General features: G+C 61.4%; 13 protein-coding genes. 6 read left to right on the top strand and 7 right to left on the bottom strand.

The annotated features are described in order from the left end of the window. Window positions 1–3 precede the first annotated feature (3 nt). Genes GOB93_RS01120 through GOB93_RS01140 form a run of 5 tightly spaced genes read right to left on the bottom strand, consistent with a single transcriptional unit; the run spans window position 4 to window position 4,872 of the window. Window positions 4–768 (bottom strand): glutamine amidotransferase, encoded by a 765-nt coding sequence (locus GOB93_RS01120; RefSeq protein WP_173581680.1) that lies wholly within the window; start codon window positions 766–768, stop codon window positions 4–6. A 20-nt stretch (window positions 769–788) separates the two neighbouring features. Next, a complete protein-coding gene (locus GOB93_RS01125; RefSeq protein ID WP_173581681.1) occupies window positions 789–2,000 on the bottom strand; it encodes a phosphotriesterase family protein in 1,212 nt (403 codons plus the stop codon). After that, complete coding sequence (locus GOB93_RS01130; RefSeq protein WP_173581682.1) at window positions 1,990–3,078, bottom strand: ABC transporter permease; 1,089 nt, start codon at window positions 3,076–3,078, stop codon at window positions 1,990–1,992. The genes GOB93_RS01125 and GOB93_RS01130 overlap by 11 nt, the downstream gene beginning before the upstream one ends. Beyond that, window positions 3,059–3,826, bottom strand: a complete 768-nt coding sequence (locus tag GOB93_RS01135) for an ATP-binding cassette domain-containing protein (RefSeq protein ID WP_198912650.1) — start codon at window positions 3,824–3,826, stop codon at window positions 3,059–3,061. The genes GOB93_RS01130 and GOB93_RS01135 overlap by 20 nt, the downstream gene beginning before the upstream one ends. Continuing rightward, entirely contained in the window at window positions 3,823–4,872 is a 1,050-nt protein-coding gene (locus tag GOB93_RS01140) for a substrate-binding domain-containing protein (protein WP_173581683.1), read from the bottom strand. Before GOB93_RS01140 ends, GOB93_RS01135 begins: the two co-directional genes overlap by 4 nt. Window positions 4,873–5,107: 235 nt before the next feature. Here GOB93_RS01140 and GOB93_RS01145 point away from each other — a divergent pair, with 235 nt between their 5' ends. The 5 genes from GOB93_RS01145 (at window position 5,108) to GOB93_RS01165 (ending at window position 11,259) form a co-directional block, all read left to right on the top strand. Further along, window positions 5,108–6,127: a LacI family DNA-binding transcriptional regulator gene (locus GOB93_RS01145; RefSeq protein WP_173581684.1), complete on the top strand. Its 1,020-nt coding sequence runs from the start codon at window positions 5,108–5,110 to the stop codon at window positions 6,125–6,127. 92 nt (window positions 6,128–6,219) lie between these two features. Beyond that, window positions 6,220–6,969 carry a tetratricopeptide repeat protein gene (locus GOB93_RS01150; protein WP_173581685.1) on the top strand — a complete coding sequence of 250 codons (750 nt, stop codon included), beginning with the start codon at window positions 6,220–6,222 and terminating at the stop codon, window positions 6,967–6,969. Between the two features lie 411 nt (window positions 6,970–7,380). Next, window positions 7,381–8,529, top strand: coding sequence for a DegT/DnrJ/EryC1/StrS family aminotransferase (locus GOB93_RS01155; RefSeq protein ID WP_173581686.1), 1,149 nt, complete (start codon window positions 7,381–7,383; stop codon window positions 8,527–8,529). Between the two features lie 119 nt (window positions 8,530–8,648). Further along, window positions 8,649–10,130, top strand: a complete 1,482-nt coding sequence (locus GOB93_RS01160; RefSeq protein WP_173581687.1) for an FAD/NAD(P)-binding protein — start codon at window positions 8,649–8,651, stop codon at window positions 10,128–10,130. Between the two features lie 199 nt (window positions 10,131–10,329). Beyond that, on the top strand, window positions 10,330–11,259 hold the full coding sequence (locus tag GOB93_RS01165) for a hypothetical protein (protein WP_242010453.1): 930 nt from the start codon (window positions 10,330–10,332) through the stop codon (window positions 11,257–11,259). A gap of 43 nt (window positions 11,260–11,302) precedes the next feature. Here the strand turns inward: GOB93_RS01165 and GOB93_RS01170 are convergent, their stop codons facing one another. Both GOB93_RS01170 and GOB93_RS01175 read right to left on the bottom strand, forming a co-directional pair. Next, window positions 11,303–12,196 (bottom strand): hypothetical protein, encoded by an 894-nt coding sequence (locus GOB93_RS01170; protein WP_173581688.1) that lies wholly within the window; start codon window positions 12,194–12,196, stop codon window positions 11,303–11,305. Window positions 12,197–12,492: 296 nt separating this feature from the next. Then, window positions 12,493–13,437 carry a LysR family transcriptional regulator gene (locus GOB93_RS01175; protein ID WP_173581689.1) on the bottom strand — a complete coding sequence of 315 codons (945 nt, stop codon included), beginning with the start codon at window positions 13,435–13,437 and terminating at the stop codon, window positions 12,493–12,495. Window positions 13,438–13,551: 114 nt separating this feature from the next. Here GOB93_RS01175 and GOB93_RS01180 point away from each other — a divergent pair, with 114 nt between their 5' ends. Further along, entirely contained in the window at window positions 13,552–14,136 is a 585-nt protein-coding gene (locus GOB93_RS01180; protein WP_338422259.1) for a lipocalin-like domain-containing protein, read from the top strand. Window positions 14,137–14,329: the final 193 nt, after the last annotated feature.

A 14,329-nucleotide genomic window follows, 5' to 3' on the forward strand; every position in this document is an offset into this window, starting at 1 on the left:
GGTTCAGCCCCGTGTTGTCAGCCAGTCGAGACAGTTGACCCAGAGGGTTCTGTAGCCGGGCCATGCGAGGTAGTCGTCGGGCATCCAGTGGGCGGACATGTCGCTGGTCCAGACGAGCGAGCGGCTGTTGCCCATGTCGCGCGCGGCGATGAGAGGGTGGTCATCTTCGCCGACGGTGGCGACGAGTGTTGCGTCCGGATGCAGGACGACCTCGTTGTAGCCGAGCAGGACCGGCCAGGTGTCGGGCAGGCCTGAGGCGACGGGGTGTGTGGCGCTGACGACTTTGACGGCGCTGCCTTCGGGGGTTTCCTGACGGTCGTCATAGGGGAGGCAGGTGACGGGCAGGAGTTTTTCGACCGGTGTGTTACGGTAACGGGCCTGTCCGTTGACGCCCTGGAAGCTGAGATAGCCGCCGACCATCATGATGGAGCCGCCGTTTTTCACATATTCGGCGATGACTTTCAGGCGGTTGGGGAAGGTTTTGCTGTGCAGCCAGGTGTCGGGGTGGATCAGCAGGGTATTGGCGCCGACATCGGAGAGGATGATGGCGGCGTATTGCGCGAGGTCTTCCGCCTTTGCCGGGAACTGGCTCTGGGCGATTTCAGACGGCATATGGGTGATGTCGTAGGCGGTGTCGCTCATGGCCTTGAGGAAGTTGACGGCACCGTTATGGGCGGTGGTGGTGAAGAACTGGTCAAATCCCTTGGCGTGGCTGGCGGAGCTGATCCAGGACTCGCCGACGAGGAGGATTTTCTTTTTCTCGGACACTGGGTTTTCCTTTTTCGGGGTTATCTTCCGCCACACATGGCTCGCCGGGGGTTGGTGACGAGCAGCTGTTCGATGTCGCGATCCTGCAGCCCGTATCGTTTCAGGCGGGGCACGAAGTGACGGAGGATGTATCCATATCCGTGGCCGCCGTAGCGGGTGAGCATGCTTTTCAGGAACACGTCGTGGGAGACGAGGACTTTCTTTCCGTATCCCCGTTCGAACAGGCGTGTGATGGCTGTGGCGTTTTCATCATCGGACGGGCACTGGGCGTCTTCTTCCGGGTAATAATACGACATGGAGATCATGTCGTATTCGAGCCAGGCGCCGCGGTCGGCGAGACTGTGCTGGTAGTCCGGGTCTGAAAAACTCGGGTTCATGTGACAGAGGATCACATGACTGAGGTCCGCTCCCTCTTCTTCCGCGATATCGAGCACGGTATGGGCGACGCGCATCCAGGCGGGAAGATGAACGGAAAGGGGGACGGTGGTGACGGCCGAGGCGATGGCGGCGGCGCGCAGGACTTTCTCCTCGTCTTTCGTCATGACGGAGGAGATGCCGATTTCGCCGATGATGCCAGCGAGGATGCGGGGGGCCCTGTCTTCTTCTGATCCGCCTTCTTCCGGTCCGTTTTCTTCTGATCCGTCCGGTCCGGCGCCGCCGACATCGCGGATGATGCGGCGGGCGAGCTGGTCGGTGCTTTCCGGATGGACGTAACCGGGGTGGGAGGGCTGGAGGTAATATCCGGCGCCCATGACGATGTTCAGGCCGGTCTCCTGTGAGATTTTCCGCAATGTGGCGGGGTCGCGGCCGATGCCGACATTGGTGGGATCGACGACGGTGCGGCCATCCAGATCGTGGAATTTCTTCAGCTCTTCAGTGGCGAGTTCCGCATTGTCGAGCATGCAGTTGTCGCGGTTGCCGAGCGGGTTCATCGCGATTTCGCCGAGCATGTCCATGGCCAGCGGGCGCATGGCCCAGGAGGAGTGGCAGGGGCAGGCGGGGCCGGAGAGACCTGACGTTTCGGGAGATGCGGTCCATTTCTTCGAGGCGTCGAGCAGGATGTGCTCATGCATGAGGGTGACGCCCATCTCATCGGGGGTGATGGGGCCGCTGACGGTCATGACGCGGCCGCTGGCGACGCCGACGGAACCCGGAGGCGGGGTGTCTGTTGCCGGGGTAGTCGTTGCCGGCGCGGTCGTGCCTGGGGTGTTCGGGGAGGGTTCAGTTGTCATCGCCGTTTTTCCTGATTCCGAAGAGATCGCGTCCTTTGAGGCTCATATTGATCCAGATGGCGCCGATGGTGATGAGGCCGGTGAAGATCTGGGTCAGGAACGGGGAGACGTGGGCGAGGATGAGGCCGTTTTTCAGGCAGGCGAGGGTGAGGATGCCGAGGGCGGAGCCAATGACGGTGCCGTAGCCGCCGGTGAGGCTGGTGCCGCCGAGGACGACGGCGGCGATGACATCGAGTTCGAAGCCGACGCCGATATTGGAGGAGGCGCTGCCGAGCCGTCCGGTCATGAGGATGCCGGAGAGGGCGGCGGCGAGGCCGCTGAGGGCGTAGACGGTCAGCGAGATGCGGCGGACGTTGACGCCTGTGCGGCGCACGCCTTCCTGGTTCGAGCCGATGCCGGTGATGTAACGCCCGAAACGGGTGCGGTGGAGGGTGATGCTGCCGGCGGCGACGCAGGCGAGCATGATGAGGGCGGGGACCGGGACGGGTCCGATCCAGCCGCGTCCGGGCCATTCGAGCAGAGGGGCGTTTTCGGGCAGGGGGAGGGAGTAGCCCTGGGCGATGAGGAGGGAGAGTCCACGAAAAACGGACATGGTGGCGAGGGTGACGATGAAGGGGGCCATGCCGACGCGGGTGATGAGGAGGCCGTTGGCGGTTCCGGCGACCGTGCCGGCGAGCAGGGCGCCGGCGAGGGCGAAGGCGGGCGGGAGGTGCCAGAAGGTGGCGAGGACGGCCATGGTGATGCCGCTGAACGCGGCGACGGCGCCGATGGAGAGGTCGATCCCGCCGGTGGTGATGACGAGGGTCATGGCGGTGGCGGAGATGAAGGCGGCGGCGTTCTGGCGGAGGATGGTCAGGAGGTTGGTGACGGACAGGAAAGAGGGCGCGCAGAGGGAGAAGGTCAGTACGCAGACGAGCAGCAGGCAGAGCACGCTGGCGAGGCCTGGCTGTCTTTCGAACAGGAGGGCGATGGCGTGAAGCGGGCTGGTCTGTGTGCGTGCGGGGGTTTTCTGCGGCGTTGGGGAGGATGTTGCGGGCATGGAATTCCCGGAAGCGGAATCAGTGTGCGGAACGGGCATGGAAACGCTCTCCCACGATGAGATCGACGAGTTCTCCGATGCTGGTTTCGCCGATATGGCGTTCCGCGGCGACGACGCCGTTGCGGATGACGGCGATGCGGTCGCAGACGTGGAAGAGGTCCTGGAGCCGGTGGGTGATGAGGATGATGGTGACGCCCTGGTCGCGGAGTTTTGTAATCAGGCTGAGCACGGCTTCGACTTCCATGACGGCGAGGGCGGCGGTGGGTTCGTCGAGGATGAGCACGCGGGGGCTGAAGGCGGCGGCGCGGGCGATGGCGATGGCCTGACGCTGGCCGCCGGACAGGCTTTCGACGCGGGCGTGGGTGTCGCGGATGACGACGCCGAGGCCCTGGAGCATTTCGGCGGCCCGGCTGTGCATCGTTTCTGTATCCAGCAGGGGAATTCCGAGGACGCGGCGTGTGGGCTCGCGGCCCATGAACAGGTTGCCGGCGACGTCGATGGTGCCGCACAGGGACAGGTCCTGATAGACCATGTGCACGCCGGCATCCTGGGCGTCACGCGGGGACGTGAAGTGGCGGGGCTGTCCGTCGATGAGAATTTCGCCGCCGCTGGGAGCGAGGGCGCCGGACAGGATTTTTGTGAGGGTGGATTTGCCGGCGCCGTTATCGCCGAGGAGGCCGAGGACTTCGCCGCGACCGAGTGTCAGAGTCACGCCACGTAAAGGCTGGATGGCGCCGAAACGGCGGGTAATGCCGCGCATTTCGACGGCGGGGGGCTGGCTGGTCATGGCTGTCTGATCATGGTTGTGCGGATGCGGTCCGTTGGGGTGACAGAGGCCACGAGGGTGCGGGGGGTGACGATGGTGGCGGGCACGGTGATGTCGTGCGGGGCGGGGGTATTTGTGAGCCAGTCGCGGGCGGCGTTTACGGCGGCTTCGCCCATGCCGACGGTGTCCTGGACGGCGGTGGCGAGGACGGTTCCGTTGCGGAGGCCGCGCGCGATTTCGGGGGACATGTCCCATCCGGCGAGGTGGACAGGTTTGCGGGGCGGGCTGGTCTGCAGGGCGGAGAGGGCGCCGATCATGGCCGGTTCGCCGGTGGCGTAGATGAGGTCGAGTTCCGGGGCGGCGGCGAGCAGGTCCTCGGCTGCGGTCTGGGCTGAATCGAGGATATTCTGACCGTCAACGAAGCCGGCGACATGGAGGGAGGGGGCCTGTTTTTTCATGGCGTCGAGGAAGCCGTTGCAGCGGAGGGTCTGGATATAGGAGCTGGTGGCGCCGACGATACCGATGCTGGCCGGCGGGGTGTGGCCGGGCTGCAGCAGGGCGTCGAGCAGGCGGGCGGCGGTGCTGATGTTATCGACGCCGATCTGGGCGATGGTTTTTCCGGTGACGATGGCGTCGATGGCGATGACGGGCACGCCGGAGCGGGCTGCGGTGCTGATGGCGTCGCGGACGCCGTAGACGTCGATGGCGCAGAGGAGGATGGCGCTGACGTTCTGTTCCGCGTAATTCTCGATGGCGTCGGACTGGGCGACGGGGCTGTTGTCGGCGTCGAACACGGAGAGGGTGTAGCCGAGCTGATCGCACCGGCTTCGGACGCCGCGCGTGATTTCATTGAAGTATTGCGAGGACTCCGTGGTCTGGACGAGGGCGATGCGGACGGGGTTTGTCTGCGCGGCTCCCGGCCGGGGGATGCTGAACTGTGCTGTGCCGGTAGTCGTGCGGGCGTCCAGGCCGGCGGCTGTTCCGGCATGGGCGGCGCGGGCGCGCGCGGCTGGCAGGCACAGGGTGAGTGCGCCGCAGATCAGTTTTCTTCGATGCACGGTCAGCATGGCATCCGGGGCGGGGTTCCTGAGCAGGGCGACGGGTCCGGGTATCCCCGTTCGGGTGTTTGTAAACCGGTTTATCTGATGAAAACGGATAAACGGATGTGGGTTCTGTTGTCAAGCCGAAATGGAAAGGCGCGGCATGTGTCTTGCGGTATTTGTCTGCGCGGAGATTGATCATTACAATGGAAGACGCAGTGGCGGAGTTTTCACGCCCTGGGCCTGAAGGTGCCGGACGCTGTTGATAAAGAAAAAAGGACCTACCATTCAGGATGTTGCGGATCGGGCGGGTCTTTCGAAGGCGGCTGTTTCGCGGTACCTGAATAAGTCGATCAGGCTTCCCCAGGAGACGGGCCGCAAGATTGACGAGGCTGTCGCGGCTCTGGGGTACCGGCGCAATTCGATTGCGCGGCGGCTGAGCAAGGGCGGGAGCGAGACGATTGGTCTCGTGGTGCCGGAGATTTCCAACACCTTCTTCTCCGAGATGGCGGAGGCGGTCGAGCAGACGGCTTCGGAGCGGGGGTACAATCTGATTCTGGGAATCAGCCGGAATCATCCGGACAAGGAGCTGGGATTTCTGCGCTGGATCGATGATTCGATCGTGGACGGTCTGCTGTTCGTGACGAATCGTCCGGATAATCGTCGCCTGCAGCTCGATATTCGTCGTTATGGCGCGGTGGTGCTGCTGGATGAGGACATTCCGGGCACGGCGCAGGACAAGGTGTTCTGTCACAATGTCGCGGGGGCGCGGGATGCGACCCGGTATCTGATCCGGACCGGGCACAGGCGGATCTTTCATGTGACGGGTCCGGTTTCGCTGATGAGTGTGCAGGAGCGGCTGGAGGGGTTCCGGCTGGCGCATGAGGAGGCGGGTCTGCCCTGTCCGGACGCGCATATATTCCATCATGACTACTCGCAGCGGTTTGGCCGCGAGGTGGTGGGGCAGATTCTGTCGCATCCGGTCCTGCCGGACGCGGTGTTCGCGGCGAGCGATTACATTGCGATCGGGATGCTGGAGGAGCTGAAGCGCAACGGGGTGCGGGTTCCGGAGGACATGTCGGTTGTGGGGTTCGATGACACGGCGCTGGCCTGTCTGGTGACGCCGAAGCTGACGACGATCCGGCAGGATGCGGCGGAGCTGGGGCGGATCGGGACGGAGCGGCTGCTGGATGCGCTGGCGCGTCCGGAGACGCCGCGCGGGGTGACGCGGATTGCGGCGTCTCTGATCGTGCGGGATTCGGTGCGCGACACAAGGACGTGATTCATCGGGGGTGAACTGCGGTTTTTGCGGGTTGCGGGGTAAAGATTGCCCTGATAATGCGACGCTCTCGCAACAACAGGTGCAGACAGGTCATGTTTTCCGTGCTGCGTCGTTCCTCGCGGTCTCCGGCAGTGCGGGGGCCGCTTCCCGAACATATCGAGGCGATCCGGCTGGGAGCGCTGAAGGGCGATCCGCTGGCGCAGGTGCAGTGGGGCCAGGCGCTGCTCGACAGTGACTATATGGACAGCGACCCGAAGGCGGCGATGGGCTGGTTTTCGATTGCGGCGGCGGCCGGGTTCGGTCCGGCGGAGAACATGCTGGGGCGGTGTCATCATTTCGGACGGGGGTGTCCGAAGGATCTGGCGCGGGCGGCGGTTCATTATGGCCGGGCGGCGGCGCTGGGAGATGAGTGGGGCCGGTATAATCTCGGGATTCTGACGCTGCGGGGGCTGGGGATGCCGGCGGACCGGTCGCGGGCTTTTGCGCTGTTCAGTGAGGCGGCGCGGAACGGTCATGCGAAATCGATGAACATTCTGGCGCGGTTTCTGGAAGAAGGCTGGGAGACGGAGCGCGATCCGGAGGCGGCGCTGGGGTGGTATCGCCGGTCGGCTGAGGGCGGTGATTATCGCGGGCAGCATAATTACGCGACGGCGCTGGCGGAGGCGGGACTGGTTGCGGAGGCTCTGGACTGGTGGCGGCGGGCGGTTGTGGAAGCGACATCTGACATTCTGCTGGCGATGGAGCGGTCGCTGATGCGGCTGGGGACCGGGGGTGATGCGGGGCTGCTTGCGCGGGTGCGGGAGCGGCTGGCGGAGATGGGGATTGCGGCTCAGGGGAAGTGAGCTGGTGGCGCGTTGGGTGATGTGAACGGCCGGGCTCTGACGCGCCGGGGTGGGAGTCTGAGAGGGGGCGGCCTTCCCGGATATGCGGCGGGCTGGCGACGTTTCTCAGCGGCGCGGGACGTAGTCTTCGCCAGCATGCATGTTTTTACTTTCGAAACAATATGGTGGTCCGGGGTGTCTGCAACCCGAAGTGGCGGTTTTCCGCGATTGTGAGATCTTTTGTGTGAATCACAATGGTGTGATGTGTTAACTTTGAGATCTTAGCGCTGGAAATTTAAAAAAAAATAACTTAGACGTATTTTGTCTCGCCTGTAATTATCGTGTTAACAGGACGTATAATTAAATAGACTGAGACTTTTTTTGCGCCAAGCTAAAATTTGTTCCTATTACAATACGATACAGGAGCCTGCTATGAGTGCGAGCAGCATATCTTTTCTTGAGACAAATGTGCCTAAACTAAGTAAACTTGTATCGTATATAGAAGAAATAGAAGAATCTGATATTTATAGTAATTATGGTCCTGTTAATACGCAGTTCGAAAAAAGCCTTGTGGAAAATAATTTCTCTGGTATCGGCGGCTGCGTTACAGTCTGTAACGCTACTATAGGTATCATGCTCGCACTCAAATACGTCACGCGGCATATCAGAAGCTCTGAGAAGCCTTATATTCTCATGCCGTCCTTCACGTTTGCGGCTGCGGGACATGCGGTCATGTGGGCGGGGTTTACGCCGCTGTTCACGGATATTGATCCCGCGACCTGGGCGTCTTCCCGTGAGTCGGAGGGGGAGATGCTGGCGGCGTTCTCTTCCCGGATCGCGGCGATTTTCCCTTATGCGACTTTCGGAAATCCGATCGATCTGGATTACTACAACGGTCTGTCGCAGATGTACGACATTCCCATCGTCGTTGACGCGGCCTCGTCCCTGGGGGCGGTGGATCTGTCTTCCCGCCATTTTGGCACAGGGTTTCCGTTTCCGGTTGTCTTCTCCCTTCATGCGACGAAATCGCTTGGTGTTGGTGAGGGCGGGTTCATTTACTGTGCCGACACCACGGCGATCGCCCAGATGCGTGCGATGGGGAATTTCGGATTTGAGAAGAGCAGGCATGCGACGATCTGCGGCATCAATTCGAAAATGCCTGAGATCAGCGCCCTGCTCGGTCTGGAGGGGCTGAAGAAACTTGAGGAGATATCGGAGAAGAAATCGGAGATTGCCGGTCTTTACCGGACTTATCTGCCTGAGTTCGTTTTTCAGCAGCAGAGCGGGAAGCGTTCCACCTATCAGTTCATGCCTGTCAGGGTTCCCGGCGCGGATAAGGAGCGGCGTGGGCGTCTTCTCACGCTGATGGCGGAAAGCCGGATCGGCACGGCGTCCTATTTTTCTCCTCATCTGGCGGAGCAGCAGTATTTCTCTTCTTTCGGCGGGTCTGACAGTCTGCCGGTCACGGCGGAGGTTGCGTCTTCCATCATATCGCTTCCGGTTAAATACTCGATGACGGAAGGCGACATTGAGTATATCTCCTCCAGGCTCCGGATGAATATGCAGCGGGCTTTTAACTGAAAATCCTGTTTCTGTCGGGTTCCCGCAACCATGCGCGGGGAAGTGCCGCTTTTGAAAAATTCGTCTGATGCGATCGGGAGGCACGCCGGAGTCGTCAGGCACGATCCGGGAGTCCTGCCATGACGCTGAATACCCCTGTGGGGAGTCTTCGTCAGGAGCGTTCATTTCGTCTTGTCATTGTCGGGGGCGGCCCTGCGGGAATGGCGACGCTTCTTGCCGCGCATTACGAGGGCCGTCTGAACGAGCTTCTTGATGCCGGGGTCGCCATCATCGAGCAGGGGGATGCACCGGGTGCGGGGGCGCTTGGTGATTATGCGATCAGTTCCGACAGCAGCGGGATGACGTTTGTCGACTGTCTTCGCGCGCCGGATGAGACACCCCTGACGGCGCTCTGCAATCATCCTCTCACCCGTGGTCTTGCCGCGGCCGGGGAGGGCGCGGTGGCGCTGAAGGAGGCGGCGCGGTTTCTCGATCTGGTCGGGACTGTTTTGCGGAAAATGGTTTCGGAGCATGGAAACTGCGAGGTTCTTACCCGCCATACGGCGGCGGGTGTGACGCGCACCGCTGCCGGCTGGCGGGTGAAAGTTCAGGACCGTGCCGGCGGAATCCGCTTTCTCCGGGCGCGGAATGTGGTGCTGTGCACTGGCGCGCATCAGCCTCCGGAGCGTCTGGCGACTGAATATCTGGGTGATTCGTCTCTGGCCGATTCGTCTCTGACCGCCCTGTGCGGCGACAGACTTGTGCAGTCCGGCTATGTTCTGACCGATGAGGGGCTTGACGACATTCGTCGCCGTCTCGGTGGTATTTCCACACCCCGCATGGCCGTGATCGGTGGATCGACGAGTGCTGTTGCGGTCTGTCATGCCGTGCTCAACCGTCTGCCGGACGTGCGGTTTCAGGCAGGAGGCGTTTCGCTGCTCCATCGGCGTGAACTGCGTGTTTATTATCCTGACGCCGCCAGTGCGATCAGGGAGGGGTACACCGAATTTGGTCCGGACGACATCTGCGGTATCAGCGGCAAGGTGTTCCGGTTTGCCGGGTTCCGGCTCGACTCGCGGGAGCTGGTGATGCAGGCGCGGGGTATCGGGGGACGTGCTCCTGAGCCCCGGTTGCGGCTTCATCGTCTGATGCCGGGCAATGATCCTGAGGCTCTCCGGCTGCTTGCGGAAGCCGATGTGGTGGTGGCTGCGCTTGGTTATCGTCCGCGTGCCCTGCCGGTCAGCGATCTGGACGGCAGGCCGGTCCGGCTTATGGCGCAAAGAGGGCCGCAGGAGCCACTGGTGGATGACCGGTGCCGGGTTGTGACCGATGCCGGTGAGGTTCTGCCGGGACTGTTCGGTCTGGGGCTGGCGGCCGGGTTCGTTCCGCGCGGCCCTCTTGGCGGCGAGCCGAGTTTTCGGGGACAGGCGAACGGGCTGTGGCTCTGGCAGAAGGATGTGGGCGGTCTGATTGTCAGCGCTGTTCTGGGGCCTGTCGGCGGGGAGAAAGGTGTCTCCGCGGCATCGTATGGCAGGCCGGGTCAGAAGACGGTTGAACCGGTGTTCCTCAGTTCCTTGCCTTTGCGTCCGCCTGCAGCTTCCGGGCTTCTTTACAGCGTATAGTGGTGGGTTCGTAAAGACTGTCTTCACAAAGAATTTTGTGTTTTTCAATTATACAGAGGGGGTTTTCGGGGCTACGCCCTGGACCATACACAGGGATATGGTCCCCCTTTGATCCTGGTTTGCTAATTCGGATGGATGACGTGTTTTGCAGGTTCCGGGGGCATTCCGGTGACGGTTTATTATGCATCGGGAAAATGAGATGATGCCTCCGGTAATGCCTGGTCCTGATTATTCCTGTGCTGTGGTCGTGAAATGCTTTTCCTGGGATCCGTTTGTCGAACGGCAGCTGGCGCGGATGCAGGAGGTGGCTTCCGGCTTTGATGTTTATCTGTCGGTCGATAACACGAGTGGCACCGTGAATCCGCCGCGACAGGATAATATCCTGATGACAAATCAGGCTGAAATGATCGCTCTGGGGCTGGCCGATCGTTATGAGAAAGGCAGTCTGCTCTGGTGGAATGCCGATTATACGCATTATCAGGTTTTTCAGAAAATACCTGATTACGACTATTATCTGTTTATTGAGTATGACGCCTGGGTTCTCGGGGGCGTGCGTAAGCTGATGGATCGGGTCGTGGGGAGCGGGGCGGAGACCGTGACTCTTGTCCGTCGGGATATGAAGAACTGGTTCTGGGCGAAGTTCTGTCAGGATCTTTATCCGGGTGAGTCCTGTCGGGCTTCGCTCAACTGCATCACGATTCATTCACGCGCAGCATTGGCGTTTCTTTTTGAAAAACGGAAGGAAATGTCACGGCGGAAAGATATTTCCTTCTGGCCGCTGAGCGAGGCGGTGATTCTGTCCGAGCTTGTGCCTGCGGGTTTCAGGTGTGAGTGCCTTTCGGAATTTGGTGATATTTCCAGGTACGAGTGGTTTCCGCCGGTTCTGGAAGACGATCTGGATTTCCGTGCCGGGGCGGAGATGGCGTTTATTCATCCGGTTCTGGACCGTAGTCGGTATATAAAAAGCCTTCTCCTGCATACACATTTCGTGAAAGATTACTTTTGGCCGGGCAGTTCGCTGAGACGGGAGCTGAGTCGGTTTCCCGGTGCCGTCCGTCCGTCGGAGATCGGCCGGGCGGCTCTGGCGCGCGGTGTTGCGCGGGTTGTCGAACGCGTTCGGGGCTACTGACAGGGGCCGGGCGGGATGGTCTGCGACTGGTTCTGCGGGTTTGTCATGTGGGGCGGTAATGCCGGTATGTTCGCCGGACGCTGGGAATGGCCTCCCGAAGGATGCTTTTGATGCCCAGTTCTTTTCCGTTGAGACGGAAATGATAATTGCTGATGACGTTCTTCATGACATCGACGGGATAGGTTTCCCTGAAGAATTTCAGCCCGTCGGTCCGGGCGATCGCGTCATGGAGAAAACTGCCGGTCGGAGGCGCGACATCTTTCCAGTAGCCCATTTTCACGAGAATGTTGTTGTAGAGGTGCATCATCGACGCCTGTGCGCACAGGGCGCGGCATTCTTCGCGATAGTCCGGCAGAAAGACTTTGAAGATCTCATTATGACCGATCGGATAGAATGTCGCGGGAGTGGACAGGGCGATGTCGTCCGGGCGGGCTGAGACCAGTCTGGTCAGCGCCAGCGGTCCGGTTTCTCCCCAGCGGAGATTGCGGCCCGTCATTCCCTTGACGTCGGTGATGAGGGCCTCGGTCAGTTCTGGTCCGGAGAGATAGAGAATGGCGCCGTTGATGTTGCCCTGTTCTTCGCGGACCACGATATCGTCTGGCAGCGTGCGGGGCAGTTCCGAAAGCATGAGCATGTCGAGATCGACCCAGATGAGATTTTTCTGTCGGATCATCTCGTAGCGGAACAGGTCGGAGAAATGGCTGGTGTCGGGCTTGCCGTTAAAGAAGAATTTCCGTGTCATATCCTCCGGGAGGATTTCGCCTGCGCTGGCTGTGGTAACGCCCGGGGGGAGGCCGGTGAGCGGGCTGTAGGAAAAGATCGTTATATCGTAACCGAATGACAGAACGGAGTTTGCGCAGGCCTGTTCCAGGGCGCTGAGCTGGCCGCCGTACCAGAAGGTTCCGAAATGTCTTTTGCGGGAGCTGCCTGCTGACATGCGACGACCTTTCCGTGCGTTTTTCGGTGAGAGCGGGATTGCTGAGAACGAGGGCGCTGAGACGGATCATGCTGATGCCGGGGCTGTCTTTGCCCGGTAACGTATTGTGCTGTGCGGTTTTTGCAGAAGCCGGAGTCTATGGCGAGGTATCCGGTTATTTTGTATTTTATTGAGCCGCAGAAAAGCAGGTTCTCTGGCAGTAAGGCAATGAAATTTTATCGGGAACTCTGTTTTTTCGACTGGTGAGAAATATGGGCCTTCCGGCGACGAGGCCGGTGGTGCGGCAGGGCGGCTGATCAGGCGGCGGAGGCGTGGGATCTGGTCAGATCTTTGCTGAATCCGTCGGAATTTTTCAGGAAGTCGCGGAGCTGTCTGAGGAAGGCCTGGACTTTGGCGGCGGAGTTCTGACGGGGCTGCATGACGGCGTAGAGTTCGACGGTTTCGCCGTACCAGCCGGGCAGAACCCGGACGAGGCGGCCTGTGGCGATGTCGTGGTGGACATCGCTGAGGAGCTTGGAGGCGATGCCGCGTCCGGCGACGGCCCAGTCATGGATGATTTCGCAGTTGGTGCTGGAAAGTTTCGGATTTACCGTGACGGTGGTGCTTTCGGTGTCGTTGCCGATGGCCCATTTGTTGATGACGGTCATGGTTTTCTGGCGGCGGATGCACAGGCAGTCATGGCTGGTGAGGTCTTCCGGGCGGGCGGGCGCGGGGCGGTTGCGGAGATAGGCGGGGGAGGCGCAGAGGACGCGGCGGGTGGTGGCGAGCAGGGTGGTGATGCTGCCCGGTGTGTTGGGCATTCCGAGGCGGATGCTGATATCCAGCCCGTCGGCGGCGTCGTGGATGCCTTCGCTGGCGAGGGCGAGGCTGATGGCGAGCTGGGGATAGCTGTCGCTGAAGGATTCGATGAAGGGGGCGATCTGCCGGCGGCCGAGTTCCATGGGGGCGCCGACGGTCAGCGTGCCCTGGGGTTCGGATTCGGATGAGGTGATCTCGCTTTCCAGCCGGTCGATTTCGGCGACGATGTCGAGGGCGCGGTCGTAATAGAGCTGTCCGGCTTCGCTCAGGCGAAAGAGGTGGGTGGTGCGGACGATGAGGGTGACGCCGAGGCGGGCTTCGAGTTTGGCGAGCTTGCGTGAGATGACGGCGGGCGAGCTTCCGGTGGCGCGGGCGGCGGCGGTGATGTTTCCGGCTTCGACCAGGGAGGTGAAGAACCGGAGATCGCTGACTTCGCCCTGCATTGAGTGTGCACTCCTTTTTGCGTTCAGTGAAAAAGCGTTTTACGCGCGCCGATGCTACCGGCCTCACCGATGTGTGAAGTACAACGCTCTTCAAAACAATGGGAGATCGGTCACGTGAGCAGCACCCTGGAAAAAGAAACCTCTGTAAGGTCCGGCCGGGATCAGCTTTCGGCGTTGCGTGTGATGTCTGAGGAGGCGCGTGGTGGCGTGGGTGAGGCGCCGGCCGGCGAAGAGAGCCGGGCCGGAGAGGGGCAGGCGGAAGGCCTGCGGGATGAGGCGCTGAAAGCGGCGCTGACGGGCACGTGGGAGCTGGTTTCCTATCAGGTCGAGCTGAAGGAGACAGGCGAGTTTATCGATGCGATGGGGGATTCGCCGCGTGGGCGGGTGATCTTCACGCCGGATAACTGGGTTGCGTTCAATCTGGAGGGCACGGGCCGGCAGCCGGCCGCCACGGAGAGCGACCGGGCGGCGCTGATGAAGCGGCTGGTGGCGTATATCGGGCGGTACCGGATCGAGGGGAATCAGTGGATCACTTCGGTGGAGACGGCCTGGGCTCCGGAATGGGTCGGGTCCGAGCAGCGCCGGACGGTGACCACGGATGGCGAGTATGCGAATGTTCTGACCCCGTGGCGGCATATGCCGAACTGGGGTGACGGGAAGCTGTCACGCAGCATTATCCGGTTTCGCCGGGCGCGCTGAGGCGCGAGCTGGTGGTTCCGGCTTGTCCGGTGTTCTGAACAGGTTGCGGAGGTCGTGTGATCTTCGCGGAGTCCGGGCCTCGATGCCCGGATTTTTTTGTGCCGGTGCTGAACTTGCGGGGCGCGGGGCATTGCTCTGTATCCGGAGTGCCGGGATGTGCTGTGCATAATGCTCCTTCCTGACCCCGTTATCG

Origin of the sequence: Acetobacter musti, from assembly GCF_011516835.1 — a bacterium.
Classification (GTDB): Bacteria; Pseudomonadota; Alphaproteobacteria; order Acetobacterales; family Acetobacteraceae; genus Acetobacter; species Acetobacter musti.

Bases quoted from the DNA above. Each gene is read 5' to 3' on its own strand.
- GOB93_RS01125 (WP_173581681.1), bottom strand. From the start codon at position 2,000: ATGACAACTGAACCCTCCCCGAACACCCCAGGCACGACCGCGCCGGCA.
- GOB93_RS01130 (WP_173581682.1), bottom strand. From the start codon at position 3,078: ATGCCCGTTCCGCACACTGATTCCGCTTCCGGGAATTCCATGCCCGCA.
- GOB93_RS01135 (WP_198912650.1), bottom strand. From the start codon at position 3,826: ATGACCAGCCAGCCCCCCGCCGTCGAAATGCGCGGCATTACCCGCCGT.
- GOB93_RS01140 (WP_173581683.1), bottom strand. From the start codon at position 4,872: ATGCTGACCGTGCATCGAAGAAAACTGATCTGCGGCGCACTCACCCTG.
- GOB93_RS01150 (WP_173581685.1), top strand. From the start codon at position 6,220: ATGTTTTCCGTGCTGCGTCGTTCCTCGCGGTCTCCGGCAGTGCGGGGG.
- GOB93_RS01155 (WP_173581686.1), top strand. From the start codon at position 7,381: ATGAGTGCGAGCAGCATATCTTTTCTTGAGACAAATGTGCCTAAACTA.
- GOB93_RS01160 (WP_173581687.1), top strand. From the start codon at position 8,649: ATGACGCTGAATACCCCTGTGGGGAGTCTTCGTCAGGAGCGTTCATTT.
- GOB93_RS01165 (WP_242010453.1), top strand. From the start codon at position 10,330: ATGATGCCTCCGGTAATGCCTGGTCCTGATTATTCCTGTGCTGTGGTC.
- GOB93_RS01170 (WP_173581688.1), bottom strand. From the start codon at position 12,196: ATGTCAGCAGGCAGCTCCCGCAAAAGACATTTCGGAACCTTCTGGTAC.
- GOB93_RS01175 (WP_173581689.1), bottom strand. From the start codon at position 13,437: ATGCAGGGCGAAGTCAGCGATCTCCGGTTCTTCACCTCCCTGGTCGAA.